At 67.3% G+C, this 21383-nt stretch carries 9 protein-coding genes; all 9 read left to right on the forward strand.

Translation table 11 applies throughout. The features are described 5' to 3' along the window. Position 1 precedes the first annotated feature (1 nt). Positions 2–970: a Bug family tripartite tricarboxylate transporter substrate binding protein gene (locus HUK68_RS04180; protein WP_175503062.1), complete on the forward strand. Its 969-nt coding sequence runs from the start codon at positions 2–4 to the stop codon at positions 968–970. Positions 971–1005: 35 nt separating this feature from the next. Then, entirely contained in the window at positions 1006–1530 is a 525-nt protein-coding gene (locus HUK68_RS04185; protein WP_175503063.1) for a carboxymuconolactone decarboxylase family protein, read from the forward strand. Positions 1531–1981: 451 nt separating this feature from the next. After that, positions 1982–3517, forward strand: a complete 1536-nt coding sequence (locus HUK68_RS04190) for a TolC family protein (protein WP_244146248.1) — start codon at positions 1982–1984, stop codon at positions 3515–3517. After that, the gene (locus HUK68_RS04195) at positions 3514–4296 is read left to right on the forward strand and encodes an efflux RND transporter periplasmic adaptor subunit (protein WP_175503064.1); all 783 of its coding nucleotides are present in this window, start codon (positions 3514–3516) and stop codon (positions 4294–4296) included. The genes HUK68_RS04190 and HUK68_RS04195 overlap by 4 nt, the downstream gene beginning before the upstream one ends. Positions 4297–4353: 57 nt before the next feature. Beyond that, the gene (locus HUK68_RS04200; RefSeq protein ID WP_175503065.1) at positions 4354–15507 is read left to right on the forward strand and encodes an Ig-like domain-containing protein; all 11154 of its coding nucleotides are present in this window, start codon (positions 4354–4356) and stop codon (positions 15505–15507) included. Between the two features lie 12 nt (positions 15508–15519). Continuing rightward, positions 15520–16905, forward strand: a complete 1386-nt coding sequence (locus tag HUK68_RS04205) for an efflux RND transporter periplasmic adaptor subunit (RefSeq protein ID WP_175503066.1) — start codon at positions 15520–15522, stop codon at positions 16903–16905. Beyond that, complete coding sequence (locus HUK68_RS04210) at positions 16890–19022, forward strand: site-2 protease family protein (protein WP_244146249.1); 2133 nt, start codon at positions 16890–16892, stop codon at positions 19020–19022. The genes HUK68_RS04205 and HUK68_RS04210 overlap by 16 nt, the downstream gene beginning before the upstream one ends. Positions 19023–19093: 71 nt before the next feature. Beyond that, entirely contained in the window at positions 19094–20293 is a 1200-nt protein-coding gene (locus HUK68_RS04215; RefSeq protein WP_390887716.1) for an ABC transporter substrate-binding protein, read from the forward strand. 162 nt (positions 20294–20455) lie between these two features. Then, a complete protein-coding gene (locus HUK68_RS04220) occupies positions 20456–21373 on the forward strand; it encodes a branched-chain amino acid ABC transporter permease (protein ID WP_175503067.1) in 918 nt (305 codons plus the stop codon). Positions 21374–21383 lie beyond the last annotated feature (10 nt).

Here is a 21383-nt window from a genome sequence, read left to right on the forward strand (position 1 = left end):
CATGATCGATCGCCGTTCCTGGCTGGCCTGCGCCAGCGCCGCATTGGCATTGGGCTTGCCGGCCGCCGCGCTGGCCCAGGGCTATCCAAGCCAGCCCATCCGCCTGATCGTGCCGTTCGCGCCGGGCGGCGCCGTCGACCAGACCGCGCGCACCATCGGCAATGCGCTGGGGGAGCGGCTGGGCCAGTCCGTCGTCATCGACAACAAGCCCGGCGCCAGCGGCGCGCTGGGCGCGACCGACCTGCACCGCGCCAAGCCCGACGGCCACACGCTGATGCTAGCGCTGGACTCGCAGGCCGTGAACCACCTGATCGTCAAGAACCTGCCTTTCGACACCTTCAAGGGTTTCGACTACCTGAGCCTGCTGGTGACCACGCCGCAGATCCTGGTCACGCGCAACGATGTGCCGGCGAAGAACCTGCAGGAGCTGGTGGCCTATCTGCAGGCCCATCCCAAGGCATCCTACGGCTCGGCGGGCACGGCCTCGGCCGGCCATGTGAACAGCGCGCAGCTGTCGCTGGCCAAGGGCCTGAAGACCGAACATGTGCCCTACAAGGGCGCGGCTCCGCTGTTGACCGACCTGCTGGGCGGCCATATCGACTATGCGTTCGCCGGCCTGTCAGTGATGCTGCCGCACATCAAGGCCGGCAAGATCCGCGCGATTGCCGTGAGCTCGCCGCAGCGTTCGGCGCAACTGCCCGACGTGCCGGCGATGAACGAAAGCATTCCGGGCTTCGAGTTTCCCACCTGGATCGGCCTGGTCGCGCCGCCGGGCCTGCCCGCCGACGTGCGCGAGAAGCTGCTCAAGGCGGTGCACGATGTCATGCATGATCCGGCCATCGTGAAGCGCTTTGGCGACAACGCCTTCGATGTGGTCAACAGCACGCCGCAGGCGTTTGCCGAACGCGTGCGCAAGGACTCGGAGCTGATGGCCGATCTGGTCAAGCGCAAGATCGTCAACGCCGACTGAGCCGCAATCCCTTTCATCCATACAAGAGGTTTTCCATGGCACGCATTCCCTATGCCGACTGCAGCAGCGAGGCCGCGCGCCCGCTCGCCGAGCGCATCATCGCCGAGCGCGGCAGCATCCTGCACCTGTACCAGATGCTGATGCACAGCACGCCCATTGCCCAGGGCTGGCTGGGCTACCTGACTGCGATACGCCAGCAAAGCAGCCTGGCCGGCGCGCTGCGCGAGCTGATCATCATGCGCGTCGCGCTGCTCAACAACGCGCCTTACGAGGCCCAGCAGCATGCGCCCATCGCGCTGCAGGAAGGCATGACGCAGGTCCAGCTCGATGCGCTGCAGGCGTGGGAGCACAGCGAGGCGTTTGCCGACGACGAACGCGCGGTGCTGGCCTATACCGATGCGATGACGCGCAGCGTCCAGGTGCCCGAGGCGGTGTTTGCCGCGGTCTCGGCGCTGTTCCCGCCCGCGCAGATCGTGGAAATCACCGCCACCGTGGCCGCCTACAACATGGTGTCGCGCTTTCTCGAGGCATTGCAGATCCATTCGCATGATCCACGCTGAGGGCCTGGGAACCGCAAGCCGTGCAACGCGGCTGCGGGCCTTGGCCTGCCCACTTTCGCGGCGCAGTCCGCGGTCCCACACCTGGGGTGTGAGTAATTACCAACTGAAAAAAGCGGGCGTTTACATGCCCGCGGAAAATCCCTGACACTTTCTTTGCTACTAAGTTAATAGCAGGCCGATCTGGGATCGCCTGCGTTGCCATGCACGCACTGCCAATTGCCAATAGAAGCCGCCAATTGGAAGGTAAATCCGGTTAGATGCCAAGCCAGTGACCAAAGCAGTAACTTTGCAAAAAAATAGTTCCATCGCAAATGTTGTTTAGTGTAAAAATCCGATTAATTTCGTGACATTTCTGAACTTGTTTCGTGTGCGAAATCCGTGGCCTGCGTGACGCCACGGCCGGTCAGCCGCTTGCCTTTACTGCCTCCGTCCAGACGCCAACGTCCTTACCATGAACACTTCTATCCCAAGCCGCAGGGCAAACCCCTTTGCGCTGCGTGCGTGCTATCTGCTGGGCGGCACGCTGCTGCTGTCCGGTTGCGCCAGCTTCAATGCCCAGCCCCTGACCGAAGCCGAGCTGCGCGACCAGGTGCAGGCCGACCAGCTGAAGCTGGCCCAGGACGTGGCGCCGCTTTCGGCCACGGTGAGCCTGGAAGAAGCCATTGCCCGCGCCATCAAGTACAACGCCGGCCAGCGCCTGCGCGCCATGGAAGAAGCGGTGGCCACCGGCACTTTCGAGGCGTCGAAGTACGACATGCTGCCCAAGGTCGTGGCCGCGGCCGGCTATCGCTACCGCGACCGCGACCTGATCACGCGCAGCGTCGACTCGGTCACGGGCCGTCCTTCGCTGGCCAACCCCTATATCTCCAGCGACCGCGATGCCACCACCGCTTCGCTGGGCTTTTCCTGGAGCCTGCTGGACTTCGGTCAGAGCTACTACGCCGCGCGCCAGCATGCCGACCGCGCGCTGATCGCGGGCGAGCGCCGCCGCAAGGCCATCCACACGCTGGTGCAGGACGTGCGCATCGCCTACTGGCGCGTGGCCGCGAGCCAGGCGCTCGAAGCCTCGCTGCGCGAAGCCAACAAGCAGGCCGACTTGGCGCTCGACGATGTGCGCAAGGCCGAAGCCGAGAAGCTGCGCTCGCCCATCGAGCCGCTGCGCTACCAGCGCCAGTTGCTGGAGAACATGCGCCTGCTGGAAACCATCGAGCAGGAGCTGTCTTCGGCGCGCATCGAACTCGCCACCCTGATGGGCCTCGCACCCGGCCAGGCGACCACCGGCTGGAAGGTGGCCGAGCCGCAAGTGGCCGCCCACCAGAACTGGCTGAATCGCCCGGTGCAAGACATGGAAGCCCTGGCGCTGGTGCGCAACCCCGACCTGCGTGAAAGCCAGTACGGCGCGCGCATCGCCCAGGAGGAAACCAAGCGCGTGATGCTGCGCATGTTCCCGGGCCTGTCGTTCAACTACGGCCTGAACCACAGCAGCGACAGCTACCTGATCAACGACAGCTGGCGCGATGCCGGCCTGCAGATCTCGTTCAACCTGCTGGGCCTGCTGTCGATGCCCGCGCAAAAGCAGCTGGCCGAAGCCGGCGTGGAACTGGCCGACCAGAAGCGCATGGCCACGCAGATGGCCGTGTTGAGCCAGGTGCACATCGCGCGCCTGCAGTTCGCCAACGCCGTGCACCAGTACCAGCGCGCCGACACCATTGCCCAGGTCGACCAGCGCCTGGCGCAGCATGTCGACAACCAGGTGATCGCCGAGAAGCAGACCCGCCTGGACGGCGTGTCGCAGCAGACCGCCTCCATCCTGTCGACGCTGCGCCGCTACCAGGCGCTGTCGAACATGCAGGCCGCGGGTTCGCGCCTGCAGGCCACGCTGGGCATGGAGCCCGCGATCGACGGCTCGGACAGCCTGCCGCTGCCCGAACTGACCGCGGCCGTGGGCCAGGCGCTGCAGCGCTGGGAAGCAGGACAGCTGCAATGAACTCCCGCATCCTTTGGACGCTGCTGGCCGGCGCTGCGCTGGCCCCGGCGCTGCAGGCGCAGACCGCACCCGCGCCGCGCGCCGGCGGCACGCTGCCCAGCGTGCTCGAGCAGCGCGAGATCCGCGCCCAGCTCGCGCCGCGGCGCTACACCACGCTGGCCGCCGAGATCGGCGCCAAGGTCCAGCGCCTGCCCGTGACCGAAGGCAGCGCCTTCCGCCAGGGCCAGCTGCTGGTGCAGTTCGACTGCAGCCTGCAGCAGGCGCAGCTCAACCGCGCCCAGGCCGGCCAGGACGTGACCGAGAAGACCTGGAAGGCCAACCAGCGCCTGGCCGAACTCAACTCCGTCGGCCGGATCGAACTCGATACCTCGCAGGGCGAATACCAGAAGGCGCGCGCCGAAGTCGCGGCCAACCGCAGCCTGCTGGGCAAGTGCCAGATCACCGCGCCCTACGCGGGCCGCATCGCCGAGCAGAAGATCCGCGAGCAGCAATACGCCCAGCCGGGCCAGGCGCTGCTCGACATCATCGACGACAGCGTGCTGGAGCTGGAGTTCCTCGTGCCTTCGCGCTGGCTCAGCTGGCTGCACCAGGGCACGGAATTCCAGGTGCGCATCGATGAAACCGGCAAGACCTATCCCGCCAAGGTGCAGCGCCTGGCGGCTCGCGTCGATCCGGTGAGCCAGTCCGTCAAGGTCAATGCCGCCATCCATGGCCGCTTTGCCGAACTGATCGCCGGCATGAGCGGCCAGGTGCTGCTCAAGCCGCCAGCAGCGCAGTAAGAACCCCTCTCCAGAACAGCCGGTGCGGCTGAACCGTTACCTCTACAGGACATTGCCATGAACTCGAAACGCCGCACTCTCTGGAGCCGCATGTTTGCCGCCGACGCCCAGGCCGCGGGGCCCTTGCCGGCCGCGCCCGTCGGCCTGGCCAGCAGCATGCGCCCGCTGGCGCTGGAGCAGCGCTTCATGTTCGACGGCGCCGCTGCGGTCGATGTGGCCCATGCGGCCGTCGATGCGGGCGCGCACGCTGCCGATGCGCAGGCCGAGGCGCCGCTGCATGCGCTGATGGCCGAAGCCGCCACCAGCGCCGCGCCCGCGCCGCGCAACGAGGTGGTGTTCATCGACAGCGCCGTGAAGGATTACGCGCAGATCGTGGCCAGCGTGCTGCCCGGCACCGAGGTCGTGCTGCTCGATGCGAGCCGCGACGGCGTGCAGCAGATGGCGCAATACCTGCAGGGCCGCAGCGGCATCGACGCCATCCATATCGTGAGCCACGGTGCCGATGGGCAGGTGCGCCTGGGCGCGAGCTCGCTGGAGCAATCCAACCTGTCCAGCTATGCGGCCGAGCTGGCGGCCATCGGCGCAGGCCTCACGGCCGATGGCGACATCCTGCTTTACGGCTGCAATATCGCTGCGGATGCGCAGGGCCAGAGCTTCCTGGCGGCGCTGGCCGGCGCCACGGGCGCCGATGTCGCGGCATCTAGCAATGCCACGGGCGCGCAGGCGCTGGGCGGCGACTGGGTGCTCGAGCGCCAGTCCGGCCATATCGAAGCCGCGCTGCCCTTCGATGCCCAGCGGGTCGCGGGCTATGGCGAGCTGCTGGTGTCGCCGAGCAATGGTGTCACCAGCTTCGGTCCTGCGGTTCCTAACACCGACGATGTCGCATTGGGCGTCGGGCCGGGCAATGCCGGGGTGACGGCGCTGAACGTGGCCGGCACCGGGTGGGATATGAGCGTGAAGACCACGACAGCCGGCGAGATCGCCATCGGTATCGGCACTTTTTACCAGATAGACGGGAACAACATCTATTACACGAGCACGCAGGGAGATATCACGCCACTGGAATCCTTCAGGGTGTCCTCCAACAATGGTTTCGTGTTCGATCTGCAGGGCATGCTGCTGTTCCTCGAGGCCAATGCCGTCAATTCCCAGGTGAAACTGCAGGTCACCGGCTACCGCAACGGTGTCGCGGTGGCCGGCGCCGCCAAGGAGTTCACGTTCGCGGTCGACAGCGTGCACCAGGCACTGCAGACCATCAGCGTCCTGGACAACAGCAATTTCCAAGGCATCGACAGCTTTGTCATTACCCAGACCAGTGGCGCCGAAGTCGGCGTCCTGTTGATCGACAACATCGATGTGCAGAATGTGCGCGCGGCTTCGACGCCCACCGGTCTCTACAGCGGCGGAACCGTGGCAAGTTCCCCGACGATCACGGGCGCGACGACCAACCAGCAGAGAACGGTCGTGGGCGACTTCAACAACGACGGAATCGACGACATCCTTTACCAGCCGGCGGGAACCGGTTCGGCGTGGGCGTATGCGCAAGGCAAGGAAGACGGCAGCTTCGAGATCAAGGCCATGAGCGCCTCGCCATTTGCCAGCGTGAGCGGAATGTTCGTGGAAGGCGCCAATAGCGGAAACAACTTCCAGGCTGCCGATTTCGATGGCGATGGCAGGATCGATCTGCTGGCCTCGGCCTCGAGCAATGGCGTCCCGGGGGTCACGCTTTATCGCAACACGGGATCGGGATTCGTTGCCCAGCCGCTACCCGGTGGTCCGATGTATGGCGTGCGCACACTGGTCGGCGATTTCAATGGCGACAGCTTCGCGGATATCCTCTACCAAACCGATACCAGTTCGACGGCCACGTGGAGGATACGGCTGAACAACGGCAATGGCACCTTCAGCGACCTGGCGCTCGGTGACGCACAGTCGCCATTCAGGAATGTGCAGTTGCCGGCCTTTGCCAGTTTGAATTACCAGGTCCTCGATGTCGATGGCGACGGTTATTCGGATCTCATCTACATATCCAATGGAAGCCTGCGTTACTTCCACAACAACCACGGCATCATCGAAGAGATGCCGCTGGCGGGCATGCCCGCGCCCGGTTTCGGCGCCGTCATCCTGGCGGCAGACTTCGACAGCGATGGCGATGTCGACATCCTGTACCAGAACAGCACCACCGACTTCCGTTATGCGAGAAATGACAACGGTACGTTTGTCACGATGTTGGCGTCGGATTCCGCTTCGCCATTCCGCGCGCTCACGCTGAGCGGCGAGCTGCGCTACTACCGCGTTGGCGATTTCGATGGCGATGGAGATATCGATGTCTTCAAGACCACTCCCGGCACCGCCGGCAGCGTCTTCCTGCAAGGCGGCGGCCGGCCCCAGCTGGTCAGTGCCACCCCGGCCGACAACAGCGCCAGCGTTGCGCCCACGGCCAATATCACGCTGACCTTCGATCAAGGCGTGAGCAAGGGCACGGGCAATATCCAGATCGTGCGCACCAGCGATGGTGCCGTGGTGCAGACGATTGCGGTGGGCAGCTCCGCTGTCACGGGCTCGGGCACCACCTGGACCATCGACCCGCCGGCCGACCTGGCCCAGGGCACGGGCTATTCGGTGCGCATCGACGCCAAGTCCTTCGTCAGCGCCGACGGCAGGACCTACAAGGGGATTGCGGACAACGCCACGCTGAACTTCACCACCTCGAGCGTTCAGCCGCCCGTGATCGCCAACCTCAACGGCGACGCCGTCACCTACGTCGAAGACAGCGCCTATGTGCTGCTCGACGCAGGCGGCAACGCCGTGGTCACCGACGCCGACTCGGCGAACTTCAACGGCGGCAAGCTGACGGTGCAGATCACGGCCGGACTCTCCAGTGGCGAGGATGCGCTGTTCATCCGGGACCAGGGCGCGGGCGCCAACCAGATCGTGGTCAGTGGCGCGAGCATCCTGTACAACGGCCTGGTGATCGGCACCTTCGCCGGCGGCACCAACGGCAACCCGCTGGTGGTCACGTTCACCTCGAATGCCAACCCGACGACGGTTTCCGCGCTGGTGCAGAACCTGGCCTACCGCAACAGCAACACCATCGAGCCATCCACCACCCCGCGCACCGTGTCGATCAGCATGGATGACGGCGCGGGCGGCAGCAGCACGGTTGCCACGGTCGGCATCGAGGTGCATCCGGTCAATGACATGCCCGTGGTGGTCAACATCACCGCCACCAACCCGACCTATACCGAGAACGCCTCCGCCGTGCAGCTGTTCTCCGGCGCGGCGATCAACACCATCGAATCCGGGCAGAGCGTGGTCCAGCTGGTCTTCACGGTCAGCGGCGTTGCCAACGGCGCCGCCGAGAAGCTGGTGATCGATGGCACCGACGTGGTCTTGGTCCAGGGCACCAATGTGACCACCGTCATCAACGGCGTTACGGTCAAGGTTTCGGTGTCCGGTGGCACCGCCAGCGTCACGCTGGACAAAGCGGCCGGTCTTTCGACGGCGACGGCGCAGGCCATTCTCAACAGCATGGCCTACCGCAACGACAGCGAGAGCCCGAACACCGCGAACCGCGTCGTGACCCTGAGCACCGTGAGCGACAACGGCGGCAGCGCCGACGGCGGCCAGCCCACGGCGACCGTGGGCATCACCAGCACCGTGACCGTGGTGGGCATCAACGATGCGCCCATTCTCAGCGGCGGACCATACAACTTCGCAAGCATCAACGAGGACACGACGGCCACGGGCGTCCGGGTCTCGACCGTGCTGGCCAACCACACCATGGTAGACCCCGACGCCAGCGCCCAGGGCGGCGTGGCGGTGATTGCCAAGACCGGCAGGGGCACCTGGCAGTATTCCACCGACAACGCGACGTGGACCGACTTTGGCGCGGTGTCGAACACCAGCGCGCTGCTGCTGGCCGCCACGACCTATGTGCGCTACGTGCCGGATGCCGCCAATGGCGAGACCGCCACGCTCACTTTCCGCGGCTGGGACCAGACCATGGGCACCGCGTCCGTCAACGGCATTCGCGGCCTGGCCGATACCACCAGCCATGGCGGCACCTCCGCGTTCTCCGTCGGTACCGGGGCAGTCAACCAGATCGTCACTTCGGTCAACGATGCACCCTTCATGATCCCGGTGGCGCCGACGCTGAACGGGTTGACCGATACCGCGACGAACAGCAACGGCGCGCTGGTGAGCGACCTGCTGGGCGGTGTGACCGATGTCGATACCGGCGCCCTCAAAGGCATGGCCGTCACCGGCCTGACCGCGACCTATGGCAAGTGGCAGTACAGCATCAATGCCGGCGGCACCTGGTCCGACGTGGGCGCGGTGTCTGTCACTTCCGCGCTGATACTGACCGCCCAGAACTCCATTCGCTTCGTGCCCGATGGCATCCACGGCGAGACCGCGACCATTAGCTACAAGGCCTGGGACCAGACCAACAGCACGCTGGGTCTGCAGGGCGCCAAGGTCGATACCACCACTTCGGGCGGCACCTCGGCGTATTCATCGGCCACCGACACCGCGACCGTCGTGGTGGCCGCGATCAACGACCGGCCGGTAGTGTCGGTGTCCGGCGCGGCGGCGATCTGGACCGAAGGCAACAACGTCGCATCCAGCCGCAGCGTGGTCGACTCCGCCGTGACGGTCTCCGACGCCGACGGCCCCAACCCGCTCAGCGCCACGGTGCGGCTGCTCACCTATTACAGCGCCCAGGACACGCTGGCCTTCGCCAACGACGGGTTCACCATGGGCAATATCGTCGGCACCTGGAGCGCCGGCACCGGTATCCTGACCCTGAGCTCGGCCGGCAACCAGGCGACCACGGCGCAGTTCCAGGCAGCGATGCGTGCCGTGACCTACGGCAACAGCTCGGATTCGCCAAACACCACCTCGCGCACCGTCCAGTTCCAGGTCACCGATGGCGGCGGCCTGTCCTCGATCGCCGTCACCCGCGATATCACCATCGTCGCGGTCAACGACTCGCCGACCATCAGCGCGCCCGCATCCCTGCAGTTGAACGAAGACATTCCAACGGCGCTCGGCAACATCACCTTCAGCGATGTCGACTCGACCACCGGCACCGTCACGTTCTCGGTAGGCACCGGCACGCTCGGCGCGACCGGCGCCGGCGGCGTGACCGTGGGCGGCACGTCCACGGCGCTGACGCTCAGCGGCACCCTCGCCAACATCAACCAGTTCATTGCCAACAACCGCCTGGTCTATACCCCGGCGGCCAATGCCTCGGGCGACGTGACGCTGACGATCAACGTCAACACGACCAGCGTGTCCGACGCCACGACCACCATGACCCTGCAGGTCACCGCGGTCAACGACGCCCCAGTGGCCACCGTGCCGCCGAGCATCACCGTGACCGAGGACGTGGCCAGCGTCATCACCGGCATCAGCTTCACCGATGTCGATGCCGGCATCAACGTGGTCACGGCCACCTTCTCGGTGCCCAGCGGCACGCTGCAGGCCACCACCGGCATGGGTGTCACGGTCGCCGGCTCGGGCACGGGCGAACTGACGCTGTCGGGCAGCCTGTCCGACATCAACTTCTTCATTTCCGCCAACGGCCTGCGCTTCAAGACCGCGCAGGATGCGACCGCCAGCGTGCAGCTGACGGTAACGGTCAATGACCGGGGCAACAGCGGCACCGGCGGCGAGCAGACCAATACCAAGACCGTGACGCTGAATGTCACCGCGGTCAACGATGCGCCGGTCAACAACGTGCCTGCCGCGCAGACCGTGGGGCAGGGCATCGCGCTCGGATTCAACACCGCCAGCGGCAATGCGATCTCGATCAGCGATGTGGACGCGGGCAACGGCCTGATCACGGTCACCCTGACCGCGGTCAACGGCACGCTGTCGCTGGGCAGCATGAGCGGCATCAACCTGGTGTGGGGCACCGGCGTCAACAACGTCACCATGAGCTTCGAGGGCAACCGGGCCAACCTCAATGCCGCGCTGCAGACGCTGAGTTTCCGGGGGGCCAGCGGCTACATCGGCGCCGCCAGCATCACCATCGAGACCAACGACAACGGCAATTCGGGCACCGGCGGCGCGAAAAGCGATGTCGACACGGTCTCGATCAACGTCGTTCCCGTCAACCCCAAGATCACCAGTGTTGCGGCGCAAGGCCTTGACCGCACCGTCAAGGTCGGCGACGAGGTGTTGGTCAACATGGTCTTCGACCAGGCCGTCAATGTCGACACGGCCGGCGGCACGCCCACGCTGCTGCTGGAGACCGGCCTTGTCGACCGCAGCGCGGTCTACCAGAGCGGCTCGGGCACGAACACGCTGGTCTTCAAGTACACCGTGCAGGCCGGCGACATCAGCGCCGACCTGGACTTCCAGAGCACGGCGGCGCTGCAGCTCAATGGCGCGGTGATCAGCAACAGCACCAGCGACCTCGCCGTGCTCACGCTGCCCACCGTGGGCGGTGCCGATTCGCTGGGCGGGCGCAGCAGCATCGTGGTCGACGGCGTGGTACCCGTGGTGGGCAGCGTCGGCGTTCCCGCCGCTGGCACCTATGTCGCGGGCCAGAACCTGGACTTCAGCGTCAACTTCAGCGAGGCCATCACGCTGGACACCTCGGGCGGCACGCCGCGCATCGCGGTCACGCTCGATACCGGCGGCACGGTCTATGCGAGCTATGTATCGGGCAGCGGCAGCAGCGCGCTGGTGTTCCGCATGACCGTGGCCAGCGGCCAGCTCGATGCCAACGGCATCAGCGTCGGCACCGGCCTGGATCTCAACGGCGGCCGCATCACCGACCTGGCGGGCAATGCCGCCCAGCTCTCGCTCAATAGCGTGGGGAGCACGTCCGGCGTGCTCATCGATGCCATCGGGCCCACGGCCACCATCACGCTGGACGACACGGCGCTGCGCGCCGGCGAGACCGCGCAGGTCACGATTGCGTTCAACGAAGCCGTGCGCGGCCTGGACCGGGCGGATTTCGATGTATCCGGCGGAACCCTGTCGAACCTGGCCAGCGCCGATGGCGGCAGGACCTGGACCGCGACCTTCTCGCCCGACGCCGATGTCGAGCAGGCAGTGAACACCATCAGGCTGCGCAGCGGCGGCGTCATGGACGCCGCGGGCAATGCCAACGGCGCGGCCACATCGGGCAACTATGCGATCGATACCCGCCTGCCCACGGCCAGCATCGTGGTCGCCGACACGGCGCTGCGCCTCGGCGAGACCTCGCTGGTGACCATCACCTTCAGCGAGGCGGTGACGGGCTTCACCAATGCCGATCTGACGGTGGCCAATGGCAGCCTGTCGGCAGTCACCAGCAGCGACGGCGGCATCACCTGGACAGCAACCTTCATGCCGGACGCGAATGTCACCGACACCAGCAATCTGATCGTGCTGGACAACACCGGCGTGGCCGACCTCGCGGGCAATGCGGGCAGCGGCGTCTCCACGTCCAACAACTACGCCATCGACACCCTGCGCCCGACGGCCACCATCGTGGTCGCCGACAACGCGCTTGCGGCAGGCGAGACCTCGCTGGTGACCATCACCTTCAGCGAAGCGGTGACGGGCTTCACCCGGGCCGATCTGACGGTGGCCAATGGCACGCTGTCGGCGGTCAGCAGCAGCGACGGCGGCATCACCTGGACGGCGACCCTCACCCCCAACGTGAATGTCACCGACACCAGCAATGTGATCACGCTCGACAACACCGGCGTGGCCGACCTGGCGGGCAATGCGGGCAGCGGTACCACCGACTCGAACAACTATGCCATCGACAACCAGCGCCCGACAGCCAGCATCGTGGTCGCCGACAACGCGCTGGCGGCGGGCGAGACCTCGCTGGTGACCATCACCTTCAGCGAGGCGGTGACGGGCTTCAGCAACGCCGATCTGTCGGTGGCCAATGGCACGCTGTCGGCAGTCAGCAGCAGCGACGGCGGCATCACCTGGACGGCGACATTCACGCCGGACGCCGAGGTCACCGATACCACCAATCTGATCACTCTGGACAATACCGGCGTGGCCGACTTGGCGGGCAATGTGGGCACGGGTATGACCACGTCCAACAACTACGCCATCGACACCCAACGCCCAGCGGCAACCATCGTCATCGCCGACACGGCGCTGGCAGTGGGTCAAACCTCGCTGGTGACCATCACCTTCAGCGAGGCGGTGACGGGCTTCACCAATGCCGATCTGACGGTGGCCAATGGCAGCCTGTCGGCAGTCACCAGCAGCGACGGCGGCATCACCTGGACAGCAACCTTCATGCCGGACGCGAATGTCACCGACACCAGCAATCTGATCGTGCTGGACAACACCGGCGTGGCCGATCTCGCGGGCAATGCGGGCAGCGGCACCACCCAATCCAACAACTACGCCATCGATACCCAGCGCCCGACGGCCACCATCGCGGTCGCCGACGGCGCGCTGGCGGCGGGCGAGACCTCGCTGGTGACGATCAGCTTCAGTGAGGCCGTGACGGGCTTCACCAACGCCGACCTGTCGGTGGCCAATGGCACGCTGACGGATGTCGAGAGCCGCGATGGCGGCATCACCTGGACAGCAACGTTCACGCCCAACGCCAACATCACCGATGCCACGAATCTGATCACGCTGGACAACAGCGGCGTGGCCGATCTGGCGGGCAATGCGGGCAGCGGTACCACCGACTCGAACAACTATGCCATCGACAACCAGCGCCCGACAGCCAGCATCGTGGTCGCCGACAACGCGCTGGCGGCGGGCGACACCTCGCTGGTGACCATCACCTTCAGCGAGGCGGTGACAGGTTTCAGCAACGCCGATCTGTCGGTGGCCAATGGCACGCTGTCGGCAGTCAGCAGCAGCGACGGCGGCGTCACTTGGACGGCGACCTTCACGCCGGACGCGAACGTCACCGGCACGACCAATCTGATCGTGCTGGACAACACCGGCGTGGCCGATCTGGCGGGCAATGCGGGCGGCGGCACGACGGAGTCCAACAACTACGCCATCGACACGCTGCGCCCGACGGCCAGCATCGTCATCGCCGACTCGGCGCTTCGCCTGGGCGAGACCTCGCTGGTGACCATCACCTTCAGCGAGGCGGTGACCGGTTTCAGCAACGCCGACCTGACGGTGGCCAATGGCACGCTGACGGAGGTTCAGAGCCGCGACGGCGGCATCACCTGGACGGCAACGTTCACGCCGACCAGCGATGTCACCGATGCCACGAATCTGATCACGCTGGACAACAGCGGTGTGGCCGATCTCGCGGGCAATGCGGGCAGCGGCACCACCCAATCCAACAACTACGCCATCGATACCCGGCGCCCGACGGCCACCATCGTGGTCGCCGACAACGCGCTGTCGGCCGGCGAGACCTCGCTGGTGACGATCAGCTTCAATGAGGCCGTGACGGGCTTCAGCAACGCCGACCTGTCGGTGGCCAATGGCACGCTGACGGATGTCGAGAGCCGCGATGGCGGCATCACCTGGACGGCAACGTTCACACCCAACACCAACATCACCGATGCCACGAATCTGATCACGCTGGACAACGCCGGCGTGGCCGATCTGGCGGGTAATGCGGGCAGCGGCACCACCCAATCCAACAACTACGCCATCGACACCCAGCGCCCCACGGCCACCATCACGGTCGCGGACACCGCGCTGCAGTCCGGCGAGACCACCGAGGTGACGATTGCATTCAGCGAAGCCGTGAACGGCCTGGAGCTGTCGGACTTCGAGGTCGCCAACGGCAGCCTGTCGGGCCTGGCCACCGCCAACGGCGGCCTGACCTGGACGGCCGTGTTCACGCCCGGCGCCAACGTGGAGCAGGCCGGCAATGCGATCACGCTGCGCAGCGGCGCGGTGAGCGATGCCGCGGGCAACGCGATCAGCGGCGCCACGCCCTCGAACGGCTACGCCATCGACACGAAGCTGCCCACGGCCCGCATCACGGTGGCCGACACGGCGCTGAAGGCTGGCGAAACGGCACAGGTCAGCATCGTGTTCAGCGAACGCGTGCAGGGCCTGGACCTGGCTGACTTCACGGTCGCCCACGGCACGCTGTCCGATCTGCGCACGCAGGACGGCATCACCTGGACGGCCACGCTCACGCCTAATGCAGGCGTGCAGGCCGCAGACAACCGCATCGTGCTGAACAACGCGGGCTACACCGACCTGGCCGGCAACTCCGGCGTGGGCTCGACACCGTCCGAAGGCATTGCCATCGATACCCAACTGCCCACGGCCAGCATCGTGCTGCAGGACGGCGAACTGCTGGCCGGCATGACCACCGAGGTCACCATCGTGTTCAGCGAGCCCGTGCAGGGCCTGGACCTGTCGGACTTCACGGTGCCCAATGGCACGCTGAGCGATCTGCGCAGCACGGACGGCATCACCTGGAAGGCCACGCTGACGCCGGCCAACGACGTGCAGGCGAACTCGAACCTGATCCGCCTGAACAACGCCGGCTATACCGATCTGGCGGGCAATACCGGCGTGGGCGAGACCGGCTCCGACAGCTACGCCGTCGCCACCGCGCCGGTGCCGAACGCCACCATGGCGCCCGCGCCCATCGCGCTGCCCACGGTGCCGGGCCTCGCCAGCGTCCAGCTGTCGCCGGCGCAGGGCGAAGCCACGTCCAGCGACTTTGGTTTCCTGTCGCCGGCCAATGACAATGCCTTGCTGTCGCCGCTGAGCTCTCCGCTGGCCCTGGCGCTGGCCGGCTTCTCCGAGCTGCCGCTGGCCACGCGCGAGACGGTATCGCCCGAAACCGCGCAGCAGGCGGCGCAGGCGCCCTATGTGCCGCAGCCGATTTCCCGCACTGCGGGCGCGCCCGAAGGCCTGCAGCTGCTGCGCAGCGTCAACGACCTGAGCATTGGCGAAGGCGGCCAGCTGGCGTGGAAGGTGCCAGCCAACGTGTTCGGCCACACCAACCCGCTGGCCGTGGTGAGCCTGAGCATGACGCTGGCCGATGGCCGGCCGCTGCCGCAGTGGGTGAGGTTCGATGCGCGCACCGGCACGCTGCAGGTTCAGCTGCCCGAGGGCTGGCGCGGCGACCTGGTGCTGCAGCTCACGGCGCGCGACAACCAGGGCAATGAAGTGAAGACCACGGTGAGGCTCAAGCCCGGCGCCCAGGCGGCCGCGCGCGCGGGCCTGGCCGAGCAGTTCCAGCGTGCCGCCCTGCAGCGCGCGGGGGGTGCCGCAGGCCAGCGCCTGCAGGGCTGATGAAGGATGGCGATGAGTGCTCAGATCGCGCCCGGTGGCGTGCATCCCGCGGTCCTGCTGCTCGAGCTGGGCCACCGTGCCCGGCAGGCGAAAAGCGTGGCCGAGCTGGAGTTCATGCTGGTCAACGACACGCGCCTGCTGCTGCCTTACCGCCAGGCCGTCTGGTGGAACCAGCAGCAGGGCGTGGCCGCCTTGTCCGGTGTCATGCAGCCCGACCGCAACGCACCGTATGCGCAGTGGGTGGCCCAGGTGTGCGCGCATCTGGCGCAGGCCGAGGCCGCCGAAGTCCGCGCGGTGGGACCGGCCGATCTGCCGCCGGCGCTGGCGGCGCAGTGGGCGCAATGGCTGCCGGCGGCGGCGGTCTGGGTGCCGCTGTCGGCCATACCCAGCGGGAGTGAGGCTGCAAGCGCCGGCGCCACCGGCAGGGCAGGGCTGCTGCTGGCCGGCGCCGAATCGCCCGAACGCTGGACGTTTCTCAAGGAATGGGGCGGCGTCTGGACGCACGCCTGGCAGGCCCTGCAGCGCCGGCGCGGCTGGACACCGCTGCAATGGTGGCGCGGACTGCGCCAGCGCCAGGCGCAGCAGGTCTGGTGGCGCAAGCCCGCGGCCTGGGCCGTGGCCGGCGTGCTGGTGCTGGCCGCCTGGCCCGTGCGCCTGTCGGTGCTGGCGCCGGGCGAGCTGGTCGCTTCGCAGCCGGCCGTGCTGCGTTCGCCGCTCGATGGCGTGGTCGAACAGGTGCATGTGCAGCCCAACCAGATGGTGAAGAAGGGCGAACTGCTGTTCAGTCTCGACGAGGCGCAGATCGCGAGCCGGCTCGAAGTGTCGCAGCAGGCGCTGCAGACCGCCGAAGCCGAGTACCGCCAGTTCGCGCAGCTGGCGCTGGGCGATGCGCGCTCGAAGTCGCAGCTCGCGGCCCAGGCCGGGCGCATCGGGGAGCGCCGCGCCGAGCAGGCCTTCCAGTCCGAGCAGCGCCAGCGCGCGCAGGTCGTGGCGCCGCAGGACGGCATGGTGCTGTTCGACGCGCCTTCGGAGTGGATAGGCAAGCCGGTGCAGACCGGCGAGCGCGTGATGCGCATCGCCCAGCCCGACGCGGTCGAGATCGAAGCCTGGCTGCCGATCGGCGACGCGATCCCGCTCGCGCCGGGCGCGCCGGTGCAGCTGTATCTCGCGGCCGATCCGCTGGCTTCGATCGAGGCGCGCATCCGCTATGTCGCGTACGACGCGGTGGCGCGCCCCGACGGCTCATACGCCTACCGCGTGCGCGCCGAGGTGACGCAGGCCGGCAAGGCGCGCATCGGCCTCAAGGGCACGGCCAAGCTCCAGGGCGAGCGCGTGAGCCTGGCTTACTGGGTTCTGCGCAAGCCCTGGGCCAGCGTGCGCCAGTGGGTGGCGCTGTGACGCCAGGCGCGCCCTGGGCGCTGCTGCGCGAGGAGCTGGACCTGCTGCCCGGGCCGGTGCTGCCCGATGGCCAGCCCAGCTGGACGCTGCACGATCCGGTGCGCAACCTGTTCTTCCAGCTCGACTGGGCCAGCTTCGAGCTGCTGCGGCGCTGGCATCTGGCCGATGCCGGCGCCATCGAGGCCGATATCGCGGCGCAGACCACCTTGCATGTGGGCGCGGCCGAGGTGCAGGCGATGCAGCAATTCCTGCAGGCCAATTCGCTGCTGCAGCCGGCGATGCACAGCGCCGCCAGCTGGGCCGCGCAGCGCGAGCAGCGCCGCGCCAGCAAGCTGCAGTGGCTGCTGCACAACTACCTGTTCTTCCGCATTCCGCTGTTGCGCCCCGACGGCTGGCTCGGGCGCATCACGCCGGCGCTGGAATTCCTCTTTCGCCCCGCGTTCTGGTGGCTCACGGCGCTGGCCTTCGTCTGGGGGCTGTGGGGCGTGTCGCGCTCCTGGGATGCGTTCACCGCCACCTTTGTCGACCTGCTGACGCTGCAGGGCTTCGTGGCCTACGGCATCACGCTGCTGTTCGTGAAGTTCCTGCATGAGGTCGGGCATGGCGTGACGGCCAAGCGCTATGGCTGCCGCGTGCCGACGATGGGCCTGGCGTTCCTGGTGCTGTGGCCCGTGGCCTATACCGACACCAACGAGGTCTGGAAGCTCACCGACCGCGGCCAGCGCGTGCGCGTGGCCGCGGCCGGCATCACCACCGAGCTGCTGATCGCGGTGTGGGCGCTGCTGGCCTGGCTCTGGCTGCCCGAAGGCTGGCCCAAGGCCATGGCCTTTTTGCTGGCGACCACGACCTGGGTCAGCACGCTGGTGATCAATGCCAGCCCGTTCATGCGCTTCGACGGCTACTTCCTGCTGTCGGACTATCTGCAGATGCCCAACCTGCATGCGCGCGCGTTTGCACTGGCGCGCTGGGATTTGCGGGAGCGGCTGTTCCGGCTGGGCGAGCCCGCACCCGAATACTTTCCCGCGCCGAAGCGGCGCGCGCTGGTGCTGTTTGCCTGGGCCACCTGGATCTACCGGCTGGTGCTGTTTCTCGGCATCGCGGCGCTGGTGTACCACTTCTTCATCAAGGCCCTGGGCATCTTTCTCTTTCTGGTGGAAATCGTGTGGTTCATTGCCAAGCCCCTGTGGTCCGAAATCAAGGCCTGGCGTGAACGCGCGCCGAAGATCGCACGCAGTGCGCGCGCGCGGCGCAGCGCGCTGATCGCCGCGCTGCTGGCCTTGCTGCTCTTCGTGCCCTGGCCCGTGCCGGTGCTGTCGAGCGGACTGCTGCAGGCGCGCGAACTCTGGCCGCTGCATGCGCCCGAGGGCGCGCAGCTGCTGCAGGCGCCCCCGGCCGAGGGCACGCCCGTGGCCGCGGGCGCGCCGCTGTTCGCGCTCGAGTCGCCGGCGCTGCGCGCCGCGGCGGCGGTGAGCCAGGCGCGGCTGCAGCAGGTCGCGCAGCAGTCGGCCGCGGCCGGGTTCGATGGTGAACTGCGGCGCGACTGGCAGGTCTTGCAGGAACGCCAGGCCGAGGCGCTGGCGCAGCAGGACGCGGTCGACAGCGACGCCGCGCGCTTTCGGCTCCGGGCCGGCGGAGCAGGGCAGTTGCGCGATGTCGACCCCGATCTGCGCGCCGGCGAATGGGTGGCGCGGCGCGAGCTGCTGGGGCGCGTGGTGGGCAGCGCAGGCCAGGAAGTCGTGGCCTATGTGCCCGAGGACACGCTGTACCGCATCCGTGCGGGCGACAGCGGGCTGTTCATCGCCGAAGGCGGTGCGGGCCCGGTGCTGGAGCTGCGCGTGCGCAGCATCGACCAGGATGCCAGCCGCAGCCTGAACGAGGCCGCGCTGGCGACGACGGCAGGCGGCAACGTGCCGGTGCGCAGCATGCAGAACGTGCTCTATCCCGAGCGCCCGGTGTACCGCGTGGTGCTGGACGTCGTGGCGTCCGAGCCATCGGCGGCGCTCGCCGCCCAGCACCGCTGGCGCGGGCGCGTGAGCATACGCGGCCGGTGGGAGGCGCCCGGAGCGCAGTTCGTGCGCCAGGCGGCAAGCGTTTTCTGGCGCGAGGCCGGGTTCTAGCCGGGCGCAGGCACAATCGCTGCATTCCGCATCCTGGCGGCCGGATGAAAATTCAAGATACGAGGGTCACAATGTCTGTTGTTATTGCTTCGCGGTTTCTCAAGGGTATGGCCACGCTGGCCGTGGTTTCGCTGCCGGTGCTGGCCCAGGCCCAGGCGCCCGCGCCCATCAAGGTTGGCGTGGCGCTGGACATCTCCGGCCCGTTCGCGGCGCCCGGCGCCGAGATCCGCGACGGCCTGAACCTGGCCGTGAAGCTGCTGGGCAGCAAGCTCGGCGGCGTGCCCGCCGAGTTCATCCAGGCCGACATGGCCGGCAACCCCGAGCAGGCGCGCCAGCTCGTCGACCGCTTCGTCCAGCGCGAGAAGATCGACCTGTTCACCGGTCCCGTGGCCTCGAACGTGGCGCTGGCCGTGGGTCCGGCGCTGTTTGCCGCCAAGGTGCCTTATCTGTCGCCCAACGCCGGCCCGAGCCAGCTCGCGGGCGCGCAGTGCAATGCCTACTTCTTCGGCACCAGCTACCAGAACGACTCGATGCACGAGGCCGCGGGCCAGTACGCGGCGAACAAGGGCTACGCCAAGGTCGTGGTGCTGGCGCCCAACTACCCCGCGGGCAAGGACGCGATCAACGGCTTCAAGCGCCTGTACAAGAAGCCGCTGGCCGACGAGATCTACACCAAGGTCGGACAGCTGGACTTCGCCGCCGAGCTGGCCCAGCTGCGCGCGGCCAAGCCCGAGGCGGTCTACATCTTCCAGGCCGGGGGCATGGGCATCAACTTCATCAAGCAGTTCATGGCTGCGGGCCTGAACAAGGACATCACGCTGATCTCCTCGCCCTTCACCGCCGACGAGGACATCATCCCGGCCGTGGGCAGCGCGATGGTCGGCCTGTTCAACGCGTCTTCGTACGCGCATGACCTGCCCAATGCCGCCAACCAGAAGTTCGTCGCCGAGTTCCGCAAGGCCTACAACGGCCGCTACCCGTCGCTGTACGCGGCATTCGCGTACGACGTGGTGATGAACATGGACGCGGCCGTGAAGCAGCTCGGCGGCAAGGTCGGCGACAAGCCGGCGTTGGCCAAGGCACTCAAGAGCGCGTCGTTCGACTCGGTGCGCGGCGCGGTGAAGTACGGCAACAACCAGTTCCTGATCCAGGACTACTACCTGCGCAAGGTGGTGCAGGGCGCTGACGGGCGCGTGACGAATCAGCTGCAGCCGGGCAAGGTGCTGACGGCGCATCAGGATGCGTTTGCGGGGCAGTGTTCCCTCAGGTAAGGGCAGCGGCGGTTCTTGTCGAGCCGGCCGTCCATCCTTCGACCCTTCGACAGGCTCAGGGCTCAGGACGAACGGTTGATACCCGTTCACCCCTAGGCGGGCCCCCTGAGCCTGCCTACGCGGCCCGGTCGAAGGGTGTCTCTAGCTATCCCACTATCCCCCATGGACCTGACCTTCTTCCTCGAACAGATCTTCAACGGCCTGGGCTACGGCTTCATGCTGTTCCTGCTGGCGGCCGGGCTGACGCTGGTGTTCGGCATCATGGACACGCTGAACCTCGCGCATGGCTCGCTGTTCATGGTCGGCGCCTATGTGGCGGCGGCGGTGCACGTGCAGTCGGGCTCCTTCATGCTGGCGGTGCTGGTGGCCGTGCTGGCGACGGTGCTGCTGGCGCTGCTGCTTGAAGCGCTGCTGGTGCGCCGGCTCTACGGCCGCGACCATCTGGCGCAGGTGCTGGCCACCTTCGGCCTGGTGCTGATTGCCGACGATGCGGTCAAGTTCATCTGGGGGCCGTCGCCCATCATGGCGCCCACGCCGGCATTGCTGTCCGGCCCGGTCGATCTGCTGGGCCTGCCCTATCCCTCGTACCGGCTGCTGATCCTGGCCGCGGGGCTGGCGGTGGCCGCGGGCCTGTACCTGCTGGTCAACCACAGCCGGCTGGGCATGCTGGTGCGCGCGGGCGCATCGAACCGCGCCATGGCCGAGTTCATGGGCGTGCGCGTGTCCAAGGTATTCGCCATCGTGTTTGCGCTGGGCGCGGCGCTGGCGGCGCTGGCCGGCGCGCTGATGGGGCCGATCAGCGCGGTGGCCGTGGGCATGGGCGAGGCGATCCTGATTCCCGCGCTGGTGGTGATCGTGATCGGCGGCATCGGCTCGGTGCGCGGCGCGTTTGTCGCGAGCCTGCTGGTGGGACTGGTCGATACCGCGGGCCGGGCCTTCCTGCCGCTGCTGCTGCGCGAGTTGCTGCCGCCGGCACTGGCCGCCGATGCGGGGCCGGCGATTGCCAGCATCGCGATGTACATGCTGATGGCCGGCGTGCTGGTGTTCAAGCCTTCGGGTCTGTTTCCGGCGCGCGCATGATGGGAGTTGC

The sequence above is a fragment of the Comamonas antarctica genome (assembly GCF_013363755.1).
Lineage (GTDB): Bacteria > Pseudomonadota > Gammaproteobacteria > Burkholderiales > Burkholderiaceae_C > Comamonas > Comamonas antarctica.